Consider the following 15,146-nt stretch of genomic DNA (forward strand, 5'->3'; position numbering starts at 1 on the left):
CAAGCTCAGCACATTCATTATGGTGAGCTTGCTAAAATGCAGCCAGCTCAGAAATAGCAGCCTTAATCTTGTCCACGCTAAGCAGGTAAAACTTTTCCATGCTCGGGTTCATTCCTACCGCCGGAACATCAGGCGCGCACAGTCTCATAATCGGAGCATCCAGTTCAAACAACAGCTCTTCAGCTATAATAGCCGATACCTCAGCACCAACTCCGCCGGATTTATTATCCTCATGAATAATAAGCACTTTACCTGTTTTGGAGGCTGCTTCAAGAATAGCCGCTTTGTCCAAAGGCTGAATCGTGCGTAAATCAAGAATATGAGCACTGATCCCTTCCTTAGCCAGCTGTTCAGCTGCCTGAATTGCGTATTGAACCGTTATTCCGTAGGAAATGACGGTAACGTCCGAGCCTTGGCGTTTCACGTCCGCTTTGCCGATTTCAACGATATAATCACCGTCCGGCACTTCACCCGTTATGCCAAGATAACATTTCTTATGTTCAAAATACATTACTGGGTCTGCATCGCGAATCGCTGCTTTCATCAAGCCCTTGGCATCATACGGATTGGATGGAGCTACCATTTTCAACCCTGGCGTTCCGAAAAATACGGATTCCGGACATTGGGAATGGTACAAGGCACCACCGCTAGTTGCTCCGTAAGGCGCACGAATAACGATCGGGCAGCTCCAATCGTTGTTGGAACGATAGCGAATCTTTGCTGCCTCGCTAATAATTTGATTCGTTGCCGGAAAAATAAAATCGGCAAACTGCATCTCTGCAATCGGCTTCATGCCGTACATCGCCGCACCAATAGCGGCACCGACAATAACGGACTCAGCCAGTGGAGTATCCAGCACGCGTTCTTCACCAAACTGCTCACGCAGTCCCTTGGTGGCGTTCAATACGCCGCCTTTACCGACATCCTCGCCGAGAACAAACACATTTTCGTCCCGCTCCATCTCTTCCTTCATTGCGGAACGAATAGCTTCCAAATAAGTGATAACCGCCATAGCCTAGACCTCCCCTTCTTCCGCATACACGTGCTTCAATGTATCTTCCGGCAGCGGGTATGGTGCTTGATCGGCATATTGAGTCGCTTCATTGATCTCCTGCTTAAGCTGCTCCAGCAGTTCTTCTTCCTGCTCGTCACTCCACAAGCCGCAATCAACCAAATATTGTCTATATTTAGGAATTCCATCTTTAGCACGGTTTTCTTCCACTTCTTCCTTCGTACGATACAGCATATCGTCATCGGAAGTGGAATGAGGAGATATCCGGTACATAACGGACTCGATTAAAGTAGGTCCTTCACCACGAACAGCACGTTCACGCGCTTCTTTTACGACACGGTATACTTCCAATGCATCGTTACCATCGACTTTAATCCCTGGGAATCCGTATCCGATTGCTCGTTCGGCAATGCTCCCTGAAATTTGTTTATGTAAAGGCACAGAGATCGCATACTGGTTATTTTGGCATAAAAAGATAACAGGCAGCTTATGAACTCCCGCAAAGTTACATCCCTCGTGGAAATCACCCTGATTGCTGGATCCTTCGCCGAAAGTAGCGTAGGCTACGAAATCCTGCTTCTTCATCTTACCTGCAAGGGCTATTCCTACCGCGTGGGGAACCTGTGTTGTTACCGGACTGGAACCCGTAACGATATTCAGCTTTTTATGACTGAAATGCCCAGGCATTTGGCGTCCGCCGCTGTTAGGATCTTCTGCCTTAGCAAACACAGACAGCATTAATTCCTTCATCGTCATCCCTACTGCAAGTACAAAGCCATAATCGCGATAATAAGGTAAAAAGTAGTCCTTGCCTTTCTCCAATGCAAATGCAGTCGCAACTTGAGAAACCTCTTGCCCGATCCCTGAAACGTGAAAGCCGATCTTTCCAGCTCTTTGCAGGAGATAAGACCGCTCGTCAAATTTTCTTGCCTTCTGCATGTATTTATACATTTCAACTGCCTGCTCGTCAGACAATCCAAGCTTACGGTGCCTCATAAGTTGGCCGATGGACATGGGTGTAACCCCCTTCATTCAACTAAAATTATTACTAGGTACTAATACTTGCCCCTATAAGTATATTATAATCGGTTTCCCTTATGAATACAATTTCCGTTTTGTTGCAAAATGTTACAAGATTTCAGAGAAAAGGGCTCGGAACGTTTAAATCCCGAAAGCCCCTCCGTCTACAGCCAGCATCGCTTCTCCCAAAGCCTCCGATAATGTCGGGTGAGCATGGATCGTCTGCCCGACTTCCCATGGAGTCGCATCCAATAGTTGGGCAAGTGCTGCTTCTGAAATATAGTCAGTTACATGAGGCCCAATCATATGGACACCGAGAATATCATTCGTTTTCTTATCTGCAATAACCTTTACAAACCCATCCGAATCGCCAAACAATACAGCCTTGCCGACCGCCGAAAAAGGAAAACGGCCAATCTTGACTTCATGTCCGCGTTCGACTGCCTGCTGCTCCGTCCAGCCAATTGAAGCTACTTCAGGTCTCGTATATACGCAGCGCGGTACCTGATGTGCTCCAAAGGTATGTGTGCTTTGTCCTGAACAATGCTCCACAGCTACGATTCCTTCATGTCCAGCCACATGGGCAAGCTGAAGCCCGCCGTTCACATCACCGATCGCATAGATATGGGCTTCCACGGTTTGCATGTTCTCGTTAACTTCAATGAATCCGTTGGTCACCTTCACATCCGTGTTCTGAAGCCCGATATCTTCAACATTAGCTTGACGTCCGACACAGACCATTACCTTCTCTGCTTGAAGCTGCTCAGCTTGTCCTTTGCGTTCAATCTGAAGTTGTACGGCCCCGTCCTGCTTGTTGACGGTCTCACCAAGTACTTTGGCACCTGTCAAAATTTGAACGCCTCTTTTTTTCAACAGCCGTTCGAGTTCACGAGATATATCGCTATCTTCGGTAGGAAGCAATCGATCTGCATATTCCACTACCGTGACTTGCACGCCAAAATCATTTAACATTGAAGCCCACTCGACTCCAATAACGCCCCCACCAACGATAAGAATCGATTGCGGCAGCTCCTCCAGCTGAAGTGCTTGATCGCTGTTAATGATCATTTGTCCGTCTATATCCAATCCCGGCAAGCTTCTTGGTCTTGATCCGGTTGCAATAATCAGCTTTTCTGGTACAAGTGTTAAAATCTCGCCATCAGCCTGCTCAACGGAAACAGAACCTGATCGCGGAGAAAAAATAGATGGAGAAAGAAGTCTCCCGTTACCATAGAACACCTGAATATTGTGCTTTTTCATCAAAAATTGAATGCCTTTATGCATCTGATCAACGACGCTTTGTTTACGGGCTTGTACCCGGGAAAAGTTCAATCGGACGGAATCAGTCTCTATGCCAAATCGCTCACTCTCAAGCATCGTTGCATACACCTCGGCGCTGCGCAGGAGCGCTTTGCTTGGAATGCATCCGCGATGCAGACAAGTACCTCCAAGCTTATCGCGTTCTACGATCGCTACCGTTTTCCCTAATTGAGCGGCTCGAATGGCGGCAATATAACCTCCCGTGCCTCCTCCAAGAACAACGATATCAAAAGCTTGCGTCATATGTATAAACCTCCTGAAATCTATGATTCTTTTATTGTAACTCTAATCGATGTGAGAAATATAGTACAATTTAAGAAAGATGCATGAAATGTTAACGAATATATGGTACTTTAGTAGGTAGGATTTTCATAACGGTTTTAATTGATCAATAAAGGAGAACATCATGAGAGCAACGTTTTATCGGTTTATTGCCGTCCTGATGCTGGTCATCCCGGGCGTTATGGCCACCTATGGATTTTTGGCGATGAAGGATGCTTTCTTCGCCCAATTTGGAGCAGCCGAACTGAATCCTCATGTTCAATGGGGTAAATTTTCATTAGGATTTGTATTATTTCTAGCGGGAGTAGCCTTCATCGGCGGTTGGACTTTCTTCAGGGACCGCAAGCGCAATTATGTCGCACCCCGTTTTAAAAAGAAGCGTAAAAAGCAATAGGAGCCAGCCCTTGGAGACGGGAGCGGCTCCTTATATTTTGTTCGGCCTTGAACCCCGGCCTAGCCCGTCAAACCACGAAAGCACACGATTGCTATCGATTATCTTTGATAAAGATAGACGCCACGTAATGCCGTGCAAAACGACGAATACCAACAGCAGAAGCAGCTGCAGCTTCCAACCGGTTACCTGGACGATCCAGCAGCCCATAGCAAATCCGAGCAGATTGGCACCTGTATCGCCTAGCATGATCCTCCCTCGAAGATCCGGAACAAGAAGAACAGCGGCTGCTACGAGGATTGGCAGTGCCATAATCATTAACTCCTGCCATTTAGCTGACTCCCCGGAAGGCAAGGCTGCTGCCAGCACCACAACCAAAATACCAAAACCCTTCAAAGCTCTTCCAGGCCTAGTATCGAGCAAATTGATGCTATTCGATGCGAGTACTATCAATAAGCATTGAACTGCGATCCAGTAAATAGGCTGCCGTAAGACAGCACTATCGTGGAAAATGAACAGCAGCGCAGCCATCGATACTCCAGTTGCTTTTAATACACCTGTACTGACCACCCTATGCTCTTTCCAGAGCCTCCAATGTCCCGCAAAGCCTTTAAACGATTTGTGGCCCACAGCGTCATCTAAAAATCCGAGAAAGACGACCACAATTGCAGCCAATGTAAATTCATTTAATAAAGATTGCTTTGCGAACAAGCTAGGAATAAAAGTATTTCCTCCTAGATAAGCAGCTCCTTTTATAATAACCGAGTGAATAAGGAGCAGTAGGCAAATTACAATTCCTCCCGCCGTCGGTATTCGTTCTCCCGCATAATTGCAGTCCGTCAACTTGTGGTTGATCATAAAGCGCATCCATCCCGGTAGGAGTGTCCACCCAAGACCAAACATAATAACCGTATAAAGCAGCCAAACCATTAGCATATCGGCTGTCTCCAGCGATTCCATAGTGTGCCGCTCACTGCATACAGCTGTTTCCCACGATGCAGCCACCCACCAATATCTCTCCCTGATACCCGGTGTGAAAAGGGAATTGGCAGCTCGTCTACTCGGTAGCCTAACTTTACGGCATCAATAGTTAGACCCACCTCGACACCGAAGCCCCCGGAAAGTCTACCTATTTTCTCCAAAACTTCACGATGAATTGCACGTTGACCTGAGAGCGGTGCAGAAGGCTCAAAGCCTGACAATCGGTATACACCTTGCTTGGCAAGCTTTTTCACTAAACCAAATCCACTCTTTTGGGATACTGCGGGCAAGTGGGCAATAACCATATCGGATCGTCCTGATGTCAAGGGCTCAATGAGCGATGGGAACCACTCAGCTGTGTGTCCAAGGTCTGCGTCTAAGAAAACAAGTACATGCCCTCTAGACATCTTGTAGCCCGTTTGAAGTGCAGTTCCCTTACCGTAAGGCCGTGGGTGCTGTACTATCAAATCAGCCCATGGCACTGCCAGCTCGAACGTGCTGTCACGACTTCCGTCATCAATGACAATAACTTCTACACGTTTCCCTTGACTGACAATCTGCTTACATGCTTTTCGAATAGCGCTCAATGTTTCCTGGATGTACAGCTCCTCATTGAGTGCGGGTACGACGACTGAGATGATTGGCTGCATTGACGCAACCCCTTTCATTTAAAGCGTAATAAAAGCTTTCTTATCCCATTTTTCAAAGCATAGCTCCATTGAGAGATAAGAGAATAGTGCTGAGTCGGGCCATACAGCAATGCGATTCCTTTAGCGTCAGTCAGCTTACTTCCTATTTTCATCCGAACTAGAACTGTGCTGCCCATCCCTTTTCTGCCTTTTTCTAAAAAATCAAACATATGACTATGAGCTCCAACAGTAACAATGCGTTCACACTGATGGTCGTAGGCTAACAATAGGGCAATATCCTCACTAGTCCCGCTAGCAGACAATTGTTTCGCATTCAATCCTAAATGTTCAAGTCGTTTTAGCCCAGGTGCATAACCGTTCGAGTAAGCATGAACCAACAGCTCAGCACCACATTGCAGGGCTTGATCCGTCGCGCTATCCATATCTCCTATTATAAGATCCGGTTTATGCCCTTGCTCTAATAATGCGTCAGCTCCTCCGTCCACACCTATTAACACCGGCTTATAACGACGAATATAATCCTTCAAAGCCGCCAAGTCCTGCTTATAACCTTTACCGCGAATAACGACGAGAGCATGACGGCCTTCTAGACTCGCTTCTAAATCGGGGCAATACAGCGGTTTTAGAACCAAGTCCTTTTCTCTATTCGCGTAGTCCAACGTATTATTAATAAAATTAAGAAGCCTCTCGTGATAACTATCGTGAGCATGACTATACAGATCTAACCACTTATCTTTTGTAAAAGGGGTGCATGGAACGGTCAATTTCCCGACCACAACACCTTCACAGGTTATTTTTATAGGGGTATTGTCTTTTATGGCTGATGCCCAGACAGCCTCCATCTCGTAGATCGGAATATTGTTTTCTATTAGCATAAGCGGTCCAGTTACAGGAACTGTTCCCGTCATTATCTGACCAATATTGATTACGGCCTGAGCTTTTGCCGCGATTAATCCTTCAGCTGCAAGCTCGTCAAGGTCTTGATGGTAAATAACAGCAATACAGAATGGTTCAATATCAGACAACAGTTGTTTGGTGCTATGATGTACGCGTGCTAAACCATGAATCGTCTGCATAGAGGATATCTGAATTGTTTTGCTAGCTTCCATCTCTTTGCACATCGCTTTCCGGTTGCTTTGGACTTACAGACAGCCTGATTACTTCTAGTTTTTATCTTTCGTTAGCAACCGGGATCTCATACATTCATTTACAAATAAAAAGAGCCCGGACAAATCATTGTCCGGACTTTAACTGTTTCTCTCCATTTACTTGGATTCATGTAAAATGATGGTATGCTTCCCTTGTTATCGGCATAAGCTTTTTCATGTGGCTGATAACGATAATAACGACAGGGAACAACCCCCCATATGCAAAACTTAATAATGAAGACCTCCTTGAAACCATTCTGAGTAATCCGTGGATTTCAACATATCTCGTACATAATTCAGCAGAGCCGCGAGCTCGTCCTCCTTGAAACTGTATTTGCAATCCATCATATTAAATAAAAGCCGGACTTCCTTTAAAGCTCCGCTAGGCTCGCCTTTTAATTGAATAACGTAGAGCTCATCCGGCTCATCCTGAAACTTGCAACCCACATCCAGAAGCAGCTGTTGGTTCGTCTCGTCATGGTCTACATTACAATAATCGAACTCCATCTTATCCCTCCAAAAAAAGTGCCAATTCTCTTTATAGGCAACAGTATTCTACATTTTGTGCAAAATTTCAATGTTATAATGAACCTTATCTTAGCGCAAGGAGTAGGGTCAATGCAAAGAATATGTCAAAAAATTGTTCGTGTTCAGAACGGTCTGATTACGGAAATTTATGATGGCTTACGATACCGCAGCTTTCAAGACAACGATCGTGCATTGAAGGAATTATTAATGGATGATGTAGGGCTAGATTTTGAATCCATACTCAACACCTATGAAAGTCTTATTCATGACCTAGCGAATTCTTTCCCGCATCTTCGCGACTATATTAGTCAGAAGCTCCCTGATGGGTGGCTGCAATGGTCTCAACAAAACTACGAGGAGGAATCGCTACAGCCCACCACGGCTTCAAAAGCTGCGGCAAGAATAAGCGATACTAATTCTCCTTGTATCCCCTAGAGTTTTACAAGCATAATCCTGCGCGGACGATCCATACTATGTGTGACAAATCCGCGAGGAGGCAGTGCTATATGACCGACAATTTAGAAAGCAACTATAACTGTGCTCAAGCAGGAAACGATCTTCATGAACTACAGCAGCAGTTGAACTCCATGCAAAGCAGCTCCAACGGCAGCAAAGAACAACAAGAAGAAATCAACAGGCTGGAAAATCAAATTCGCTTCATCAAAAACAAATGTGATATTAATCCTTAGAAATCTTAGTTAGAAAGTAGGCACAGCGCTTAGTCGTTGTGCTTTTTTAGCATGATTATTATTGTTGTTTATAATAATACTCGTCCAAGAGGACTTCGCCTAAAGATGATATAATGATGCTCATTAGTAACTAGGAGGCGTTAATATGAAGTGCACAAAATCAGCTAGGGTCCAATACGACGGGGTAACGCATCACTAACCCTATAAACTGCGTGAACCCCGTATAATTTGGGGGAGTTGTCCTGGTGAGTCAAGAAGATCGTACAAATAATAATATTGAAGAATCTACTTTAGAGGTGAATATATCCCATCAAACCTTTAGAACTTCGAATCAAGCTATTGCCTGGCTATGTGTTCTCGCGTTTTTTAGCGTATTGAATGAAACTGTATTCAATGTTGCGTTACCGGATATTGCAAAACAGTTCGGTGTGCTTCCTGCTGCAGCTAATTGGGTTAATACAAGCTTTATTCTATCTTTCAGTATAGGCTCGGTTGTGTACGGTAAAATCTCTGACCTATTTGGTGTCAAAAAATTGCTGCTTTTCGGGATTTTGATTTACAGTGGTGGATCTCTATTTGGATTACTTGCCCATACTTTTTTACCTGCAATGATTGCAGCCCGGTTTATACAAGGGGTAGGCGCTTCTGCCGTCCCAGCCCTTATTATGGTGATGATTGCCCGTTTTGTCGATTCTAGAGGGCGCGGCAAAGCATTCGGAATGGTTGGTTCCCTAGTAGCCACGGGTGAAGGAATAGGGCCTGCTTTGGGTGGTCTTATTACGCAATATGTGCATTGGTCCTTATTATTTTTAATTCCCATCATAACGCTAGTCGTTTTGCCGTTTCTTTATAAAAGATTGCCATATGAGCCACCTGTATCCAAAGGTAAAATTGACCTGTTGGGTATTTCAATCCTTAGCATTGGAATAAGCTTATTTTCCCTTTATATGACGAATTTTCATTGGAGCAGTCTCCTAACAGGTGTTGGCTTTATAGGATGGTTTGCCTTTCATATTAAGCGTTCCAAGAACCCGTTTATTGAGCCCCATTTATTTAAAAAGCGAAACTTTATTCTTTGCGTATTATCGGGATGCATTTTATTAGGAACAACCGCTGGCTTCTTATCCATGGTTCCTTATATGATGAAAGACGTGCATCATCTAGCGGCAGGAATAATCGGAAGCGGTATTATATTTCCTGGAACGACCAGTGTTATCCTGTTCGGAATGATCGGGGGAATACTGGTTGATAAATGGGGGAATCGCTTCATTTTATGCATTGGTTTGACCATGATTCTTGTTAGTTTTCTGATACTCTCACTGTTGTTAGATCAGTCTCCATGGATTACAACAGGGATGCTGATTCTAACCCTTGGCGGACTATCGTTTATTAAAACCGTTATTTCAAACACGGTAGCAGGTAGTCTAGATCCGGAAAATGTAGGTGCAGGTATGGGTTTGCTGAATTTTGCATGCTTCCTGTCAGAAGGCTTCGGGATTGCCTTTGTGGGCGGAATGCTTAGCCAAGAGCTATTTAATTCCCAACTGTTGATAAATTTCAAGAATCAAGCTGCTTATTTATACAGCAATATGTTATTAGTCTTTATCTTGATTATGTTGATTGGCGGTGCTGTTTATCTACTGAACGACCGTCGTATTCGATAATGTGTTTCAAAGTTAGATCCCTGGTATTAACCACGGGATCTTTTATTTTATACTTTTGAACATTCACAATTTTGAGCATAAAAATACCACTTCTTCATTGGTTTTTTTACTACCAATAAAAAGTGGTATTAGTTTTACGGAAAATTATTTCGAATCGGAAAGAATCGATCCTTTAATCTTCCCTATCCTTTCAAGAAACCTTATGCTCGATTCTCAGCTTATCCGCCACCATTGCAATGAATTCGCTATTGGTGGGTTTTGCTTTCGATATATTAATCGTATATCCGAACAAGTGGCTGATGCTGTCGATGTTGCCGCGCGTCCAAGCGACTTCAATCGCATGACGGATCGCACGTTCGACGCGGGAAGGCGTCGTTTTGTATTTTTCGGCAATCGCCGGATAAAGCGTCTTGGTGATGGCTCCAAGAATTTCGATGTTATTGTAAACCATTGTAATGGCTTCCCGTAAATATTGATAACCCTTGATATGAGCGGGAACGCCGATTTCATGTATGATAGTCGTGATGTTAGCATCGAGGTTTTTCGTTTTTGGCAGTTGAACGACATTTGCTTTTACAGGGCTGTGAGACATTACAGAGCTTGTTTGATTATTGGAGACCAATTGGCGGATGCGGTTCGTCAAAATCTCCATGTCAAAAGGTTTCAATATGTAATACGAAGCTCCGAGCTGCACTGCTTTTTGTGTAATGTTTTCTTGACCAAACGCCGTTAACATGATGATTTTCGGTTGAGGATGCAAGTCCATTTCACGCAGCTTTTCCAATACGCCAAGTCCGTCCAAATGCGGCATAATGATATCTAGTATCAACACGTCCGGCAAACGATTGCCTTGCTCGATTAATCGAAGAACGTCGTTACCATTATACGCAACCCCGGTTACTTGCATATCGTCTTGTTCATCGATAAATTCGGAAAGTAAATTTGTAAATTCACGATTATCATCAGCCAACAATACTTCAATCATTTGCAACGTAACATCCTCCTTCAAATGGCAACCAATAAGATTAGCAATATTTACCTAAGTATACTTTCGACAACAGCAATAAAATTCCTCCTGTCGAAAATTATTTTTCTAGATTTTTTTTAATTTTTAATTTATAATATAAAATTTGCACCAAATAAGTACATTATTCGACAAAACTAAATAGAAGTCAACATAAAAGAAAAACTAAAGGCTTTTTAACCGGCCTTTAGTTCTTGTTTTGCATTTCTAAGCATAATTCCTGCATCCTGCAGCATCCATTCGATAAAGCAACCATACCCGCTTGTAGGATCATTGACAAAAACATGAGTGACGGCGCCAATGACTTTTCCGTTTTGAATAATAGGGCTGCCGCTCATACCTTGAACGATACCTCCGGTCTTCTCTAATAGCCGTGAATCTGTAATTTTTATAACCATCCCTTTGGTTGCCGGAAAATCCTGCTTAGCTACATGAACGACTTCAATATCGAATTTCTCCACCTTTTGACCATTGACTACAGTGTAGATTTGAGCGGATCCTTCTTTCACTTCTTCAGCAAAAGCAACAGGTAGCGCTTCTTTCGTTAGTCCGTGATCCGGCAGCTCCTCCATTTTACCAAATATTCCGAATGGAGTATTTTTCTCAATGTTGCCTAGGATTTTGCTTTCCTTAGAAAACTGAGCTCTTTTCTCACCTGGCTCGCCATTTTGGCTTTTTGAAATAGAAGTCACATTTGAATGAACAATTTCTCCTGAGCCCACAGCAATAGGGGTTTGAGTATCCATGTCTGTAATGACATGCCCTAAAGCTCCGTACACTCCTTGATCCGGAGCATAAAAGGTTAAGGTCCCCACACCAGCCGCTGAATCACGAATGTACAACCCTAATCGATAAGCTTTGTCCACGATGTCATATGCAGGGTGAATTTGAACATCGATTAATTCATTGTTCCGCTTCAAGGTTAAAGTCAGCGGCTTTTTGTTATTACCTGCTTCAGCTGTCAGCTCGGCCACCTTCGATATTTCTTTCAACGGCTTCCCATTGATTTTGACGATAAGGTCCCCCAGCTGAACTTTAGCGTCTTCCCCTGGCGATATTTTCTTATCTTCTGCAATAGCCACCAAATGATGTCCCACAATAAGAACGCCTGCAGATTTTAGCTTAACACCAATGGTTTGCCCGCCAGGGATCACTTTAAGATCTGGAACAACACTTACTTTTACCGTTTTAAGTGGAATCTTTCCGAAGAGCTTCAGCTTCATTTCGGCTTGGCCTGCTTTGTATGATTCCAATGAAATAGGGTGATGGAGGTCCACTTGAAATGAGTGCTTGGTTGATCCATTGACCTTTAAAATCTCAGGATCGTTCACAGTAACCTGTGCACTAACTGGCATGGCCAATTGTAGATGTGCCTGCTGGCCAGTGAAGAGCCTAAGCTCTTCAGGAAATGATGCAAAACTTTGGAAGGGCGTGGATAAACTACCCAGACAAACGAAGAAGACGAGCATTAATCCAATCATTCTTTTTCTGTGGTTGGAACTCACGGTGTCACGCTCCCTTGCTTCCTTCGCTTGCGGCGTTGTAAGTTTGCCGCTTGTGTACAATTAAGTTAACCCCACGCCTACCCTTTTATAAGTGAAAATGATGCCACGCTTGACTCTTTACATCCTTGATTTCTTTTCATCAGCCAAAGACAACATTTCTTGTGCATGTTCCAATGTTTTTCCCGTCACTTCGACTCCGCCCAGCATACGTGCCAATTCATGAATACGGCCATCCAGATTTAGGTCATCTACTTGGGTATAAGTTCGTTCGTTATCGGAATTTTTATGAATGCGGTAATGAGCATCCGCCATACAAGCAACCTGCGGCAAATGTGTAATGGAGAACACTTGACAGCTTCGGGACAGCTTGGACATTTTCTCGGCAATCGCCTGTGCCGCTCGTCCGCTAACTCCCGTATCCACTTCATCAAATACAAGAACAGGAATGCGGTCAACCCTTGCAAAAATGGATTTTAAAGCGAGCATGACCCGTGAGATTTCTCCACCTGAGGCAATTTTACTCAAGCTGCGCAGTGGCTCGCCCGGATTCGCCGAAATAAGGAACTCAACCTCATCGGCTCCCTCGATAGTTAGTAAGTCTTCACGATATATAATTTGGACTTTGAACTGAGTTCTTTCCATATGTAAGTCACGCAGCTCCGCAACTATTTCTTGCGCAAGCCTTTCAGCAATAACTTGACGTTTTTCTGAAAGCTGCTGCGCAATCTCACGCGTTTTTTGTAAAGCAACCAGTTCTTCTTTCTGCAGCTCCTGCAGCTTTTCATCCTTATTTTCAATCATATCTAATTCTGCTTTTACTTTTTCAAGGTACTTCAATATTTCGTCTACGTTTTCACCGTATTTTCTTCTTAATGATGCGATGGTATCCAGTCTTTGCTCAATGTACTCCAAACGAGACGGATTGAACTCAATATCATCTCTGTAATCCCGAACTTGATAAGCCGCATCCTCTAATTGATAATAAGCGCTTTGTGCTTGCTCGACTAACGGTTTTAGCTTGTCAGGATCTAGGCCCGTGATATCCTCCATCTTTTGAATCGCCTTGTTGATTGCATCCAAGCCTTTGTTGCCTGCATACAAAAGATCATAGGCGTCCGCGGCATGCTGATATAATTTTTCCGCATTTGCTAGTTTGCGTTTTTCTTCGAATAATAATTCATCTTCGCCGCGTTTTAATTGTGCGGATGTAATTTCTTCAACCTGAAAGCGATACAAGTCAAGCATTTGCAGTGACCGCTTACTGGTTTCCTCTAATTCTTTTAAGCTTTTTCGAATGTTGGAGTAAGCTTGATAAGCTTGCTGATATTGCCGTTTCACTGGACCGATTTCATTCTCACCAAACATATCAAGCCATCGAATATGCTCTTCCACATGGAATAAAGATTGATGCTCGTGTTGACCATGTATGTTGACAAGCCATTCTCCGACTTCCTTAAGACCGGATAAGTTGACGAGCTGTCCATTAATTCGGCTCGTGCTTTTGCCTTGAGATGTAATTTCTCTACGTATAATTAAATGGTTCTCCGAATCGGCTTCAATTCCAAGCTCAGATAATGTATTCCATACCGGATGTCCGCTTTCAATCTGGAATAAAGCTTCGATGGATGCTTTATCGCTACCATAACGAACCAGATCGGCAGAACTTCTTCCCCCGGCAACTAAAGTCAAAGCGTCAATAATAATGGACTTCCCAGCTCCAGTCTCCCCTGTCAGAACATGAAAACCTTTACGGAAATGCAAATGTACGGCCTCAATAACCGCTAAATTACGTATCGACATTTCAAGCAGCATCGTTATCTCTCCCGTTAACTCAACATGGATAAAATTTGATTAACTACCATTCCGCTCTGCTCTTTAGTTCGGCATATTATAAGAATGGTGTCATCCCCGCAAATCGTTCCCATGATTTCATTCCATTCCAGACTGTCTATAAGGGCTCCAATGGCGTTTGCCGTACCAGGCAAGCTCTTCATTACTACCAAATTTTCTGTGTAATCAATATGTACGAAATGATCGTTCAAGGCTCTTTTTAATCTATGCATGGGATTGTAGCGTTGGTCTGCAGGAACCGAATATTTGTAGCGGCCGTCATCCAATGGTACTTTAATGAGATGCAGCTCTTTAATATCTCTTGATATTGTAGCTTGAGTAACGGGAAATCCTGCCGTTCTAAGCTGTTCTACCAGCTCATCCTGCGTCTCGATTTCGTTGTTCGTGATGATTTCCCGAATCTTAATATGCCTTTGGCCTTTCATTATTTACCTCCTAAGGGCTTTCGATAGAAAGCCATCTTCGTAAGCGTTCGCTGAGCTTTTCTAAAGGAAAAGCCGTCATCGTAAGCATTTTCTGAGTTTTTAAAGCGTTGGTCCGGTTTACCCGGTTACTTCCTCGTCTGAATCGATATTCATGTTAAATACAATTAATTTCACTTTGCTTTGTTGAAGCTCGAGGTATAGAACTCCTGATGTCTGCGGATACAGCAGCTGATAAACGAGCAAATGGTCACGTACGGAACTTCCTGTCCACTCCATGTGCTTACGGTCTTTGGCTATTTTCACCGCATAATAATGACCGTCTCGTTCTGCAAAATAGTCAATAAACAATCGGCTTTGCAGCTGTTCATCATCGTTGATAGTGATTTGCATGGGGATACGCTGTTTGCCGCTTACAACAGTATAACCTGTACTTTTTAGAAGAAGTGTAGCTTCATCCTCTGGTACTTCCTGAGTTTCCGGAACAGGATACAGCTCTTGTTCTACCGTTTCCTTCATCCTCACCCGAACGTACCAAAAAAGCCAGGTTCCCAACACCAGTAAAATGAGAAAGATAACAAATCCATCCCCGCTCTGCATGGCATCACTTCACCTCAAGCCTTAGTATTCGAGAAAACAAGAGCAATATCCTCCAAAAA

16 protein-coding genes are annotated in these 15,146 nt (G+C 43.7%); 4 read left to right on the top strand and 12 right to left on the bottom strand.

Features of this window, described 5'->3' with window-relative positions; genetic code table 11:
- Positions 1-31: 31 nt before the first annotated feature.
- The 3 genes from BP97_RS0108695 to lpdA all read right to left on the bottom strand — a co-directional run bounded on the left by BP97_RS0108695 (position 32) and on the right by lpdA (position 3,595).
- Positions 32-1,012 (bottom strand): alpha-ketoacid dehydrogenase subunit beta, encoded by a 981-nt coding sequence (locus tag BP97_RS0108695; RefSeq protein ID WP_028548756.1) that lies wholly within the window; start codon positions 1,010-1,012, stop codon positions 32-34.
- 3 nt (positions 1,013-1,015) lie between these two features.
- Positions 1,016-2,026, bottom strand: coding sequence for a thiamine pyrophosphate-dependent dehydrogenase E1 component subunit alpha (locus BP97_RS0108700; protein ID WP_028548757.1), 1,011 nt, complete (start codon positions 2,024-2,026; stop codon positions 1,016-1,018).
- Positions 2,027-2,173: 147 nt separating this feature from the next.
- The gene (lpdA, locus tag BP97_RS0108705; RefSeq protein ID WP_028548758.1) at positions 2,174-3,595 is read right to left on the bottom strand and encodes a dihydrolipoyl dehydrogenase; all 1,422 of its coding nucleotides are present in this window, start codon (positions 3,593-3,595) and stop codon (positions 2,174-2,176) included.
- Between the two features lie 163 nt (positions 3,596-3,758).
- On the opposite strand from lpdA, the gene BP97_RS0108710 reads away from it, so the two are divergent.
- Positions 3,759-4,028, top strand: coding sequence for a DUF2627 domain-containing protein (locus BP97_RS0108710; RefSeq protein WP_028548759.1), 270 nt, complete (start codon positions 3,759-3,761; stop codon positions 4,026-4,028).
- Positions 4,029-4,058: 30 nt separating this feature from the next.
- Here the strand turns inward: BP97_RS0108710 and BP97_RS0108715 are convergent, their stop codons facing one another.
- The 4 genes from BP97_RS0108715 to BP97_RS35675 all read right to left on the bottom strand — a co-directional run bounded on the left by BP97_RS0108715 (position 4,059) and on the right by BP97_RS35675 (position 7,311).
- Entirely contained in the window at positions 4,059-5,030 is a 972-nt protein-coding gene (locus BP97_RS0108715; RefSeq protein ID WP_197035431.1) for an MraY family glycosyltransferase, read from the bottom strand.
- Entirely contained in the window at positions 4,955-5,656 is a 702-nt protein-coding gene (locus tag BP97_RS0108720) for a glycosyltransferase family 2 protein (RefSeq protein WP_028548761.1), read from the bottom strand. Before BP97_RS0108720 ends, BP97_RS0108715 begins: the two co-directional genes overlap by 76 nt.
- A gap of 14 nt (positions 5,657-5,670) precedes the next feature.
- Positions 5,671-6,765, bottom strand: a complete 1,095-nt coding sequence (gene steA, locus BP97_RS0108725) for a putative cytokinetic ring protein SteA (protein ID WP_197035432.1) — start codon at positions 6,763-6,765, stop codon at positions 5,671-5,673.
- 267 nt (positions 6,766-7,032) lie between these two features.
- Positions 7,033-7,311, bottom strand: coding sequence for a hypothetical protein (locus BP97_RS35675; protein ID WP_051620456.1), 279 nt, complete (start codon positions 7,309-7,311; stop codon positions 7,033-7,035).
- A gap of 111 nt (positions 7,312-7,422) precedes the next feature.
- Between BP97_RS35675 and BP97_RS35680 the strand changes: the two genes are divergently transcribed.
- The 3 genes from BP97_RS35680 to BP97_RS0108745 all read left to right on the top strand — a co-directional run bounded on the left by BP97_RS35680 (position 7,423) and on the right by BP97_RS0108745 (position 9,685).
- Entirely contained in the window at positions 7,423-7,767 is a 345-nt protein-coding gene (locus tag BP97_RS35680) for a hypothetical protein (RefSeq protein WP_051620457.1), read from the top strand.
- 71 nt (positions 7,768-7,838) lie between these two features.
- The gene (locus BP97_RS0108740; RefSeq protein ID WP_028548763.1) at positions 7,839-8,021 is read left to right on the top strand and encodes a DUF2524 family protein; all 183 of its coding nucleotides are present in this window, start codon (positions 7,839-7,841) and stop codon (positions 8,019-8,021) included.
- Positions 8,022-8,317: 296 nt separating this feature from the next.
- A complete protein-coding gene (locus BP97_RS0108745; protein WP_028548764.1) occupies positions 8,318-9,685 on the top strand; it encodes an MFS transporter in 1,368 nt (455 codons plus the stop codon).
- Positions 9,686-9,875: 190 nt separating this feature from the next.
- Here the strand turns inward: BP97_RS0108745 and spo0A are convergent, their stop codons facing one another.
- The 5 genes from spo0A to BP97_RS0108770 all read right to left on the bottom strand — a co-directional run bounded on the left by spo0A (position 9,876) and on the right by BP97_RS0108770 (position 15,087).
- Positions 9,876-10,676, bottom strand: coding sequence for a sporulation transcription factor Spo0A (gene spo0A, locus BP97_RS0108750; RefSeq protein ID WP_028548765.1), 801 nt, complete (start codon positions 10,674-10,676; stop codon positions 9,876-9,878).
- A gap of 209 nt (positions 10,677-10,885) precedes the next feature.
- Complete coding sequence (gene spoIVB, locus BP97_RS0108755) at positions 10,886-12,214, bottom strand: SpoIVB peptidase (protein WP_028548766.1); 1,329 nt, start codon at positions 12,212-12,214, stop codon at positions 10,886-10,888.
- A gap of 117 nt (positions 12,215-12,331) precedes the next feature.
- Positions 12,332-14,026, bottom strand: a complete 1,695-nt coding sequence (recN, locus tag BP97_RS0108760; protein ID WP_028548767.1) for a DNA repair protein RecN — start codon at positions 14,024-14,026, stop codon at positions 12,332-12,334.
- A 14-nt stretch (positions 14,027-14,040) separates the two neighbouring features.
- Positions 14,041-14,490 carry a transcriptional regulator AhrC/ArgR gene (gene ahrC, locus BP97_RS0108765; protein ID WP_028548768.1) on the bottom strand — a complete coding sequence of 150 codons (450 nt, stop codon included), beginning with the start codon at positions 14,488-14,490 and terminating at the stop codon, positions 14,041-14,043.
- A gap of 117 nt (positions 14,491-14,607) precedes the next feature.
- Positions 14,608-15,087: a hypothetical protein gene (locus tag BP97_RS0108770; RefSeq protein WP_028548769.1), complete on the bottom strand. Its 480-nt coding sequence runs from the start codon at positions 15,085-15,087 to the stop codon at positions 14,608-14,610.
- Between the last annotated feature and the right edge of the window lie 59 nt (positions 15,088-15,146).

The organism is Paenibacillus sp. UNC451MF, assembly GCF_000686845.1.
Classification (GTDB): domain Bacteria; phylum Bacillota; class Bacilli; order Paenibacillales; family NBRC-103111; genus Paenibacillus_S.

Excerpts from the sequence above, each read along its gene's own strand:
- BP97_RS0108695 (WP_028548756.1), bottom strand. The coding sequence starts at position 1,012 with ATGGCGGTTATCACTTATTTGGAAGCTATTCGTTCCGCAATGAAGGAA.
- BP97_RS0108700 (WP_028548757.1), bottom strand. The coding sequence starts at position 2,026 with ATGTCCATCGGCCAACTTATGAGGCACCGTAAGCTTGGATTGTCTGAC.
- lpdA (WP_028548758.1), bottom strand. The coding sequence starts at position 3,595 with ATGACGCAAGCTTTTGATATCGTTGTTCTTGGAGGAGGCACGGGAGGT.
- BP97_RS0108710 (WP_028548759.1), top strand. The coding sequence starts at position 3,759 with ATGAGAGCAACGTTTTATCGGTTTATTGCCGTCCTGATGCTGGTCATC.
- BP97_RS0108720 (WP_028548761.1), bottom strand. The coding sequence starts at position 5,656 with ATGCAGCCAATCATCTCAGTCGTCGTACCCGCACTCAATGAGGAGCTG.
- steA (WP_197035432.1), bottom strand. The coding sequence starts at position 6,765 with ATGGAAGCTAGCAAAACAATTCAGATATCCTCTATGCAGACGATTCAT.
- BP97_RS35675 (WP_051620456.1), bottom strand. The coding sequence starts at position 7,311 with ATGGAGTTCGATTATTGTAATGTAGACCATGACGAGACGAACCAACAG.
- BP97_RS35680 (WP_051620457.1), top strand. The coding sequence starts at position 7,423 with ATGCAAAGAATATGTCAAAAAATTGTTCGTGTTCAGAACGGTCTGATT.
- BP97_RS0108740 (WP_028548763.1), top strand. The coding sequence starts at position 7,839 with ATGACCGACAATTTAGAAAGCAACTATAACTGTGCTCAAGCAGGAAAC.
- recN (WP_028548767.1), bottom strand. The coding sequence starts at position 14,026 with ATGCTGCTTGAAATGTCGATACGTAATTTAGCGGTTATTGAGGCCGTA.
- ahrC (WP_028548768.1), bottom strand. The coding sequence starts at position 14,490 with ATGAAAGGCCAAAGGCATATTAAGATTCGGGAAATCATCACGAACAAC.
- BP97_RS0108770 (WP_028548769.1), bottom strand. The coding sequence starts at position 15,087 with ATGCAGAGCGGGGATGGATTTGTTATCTTTCTCATTTTACTGGTGTTG.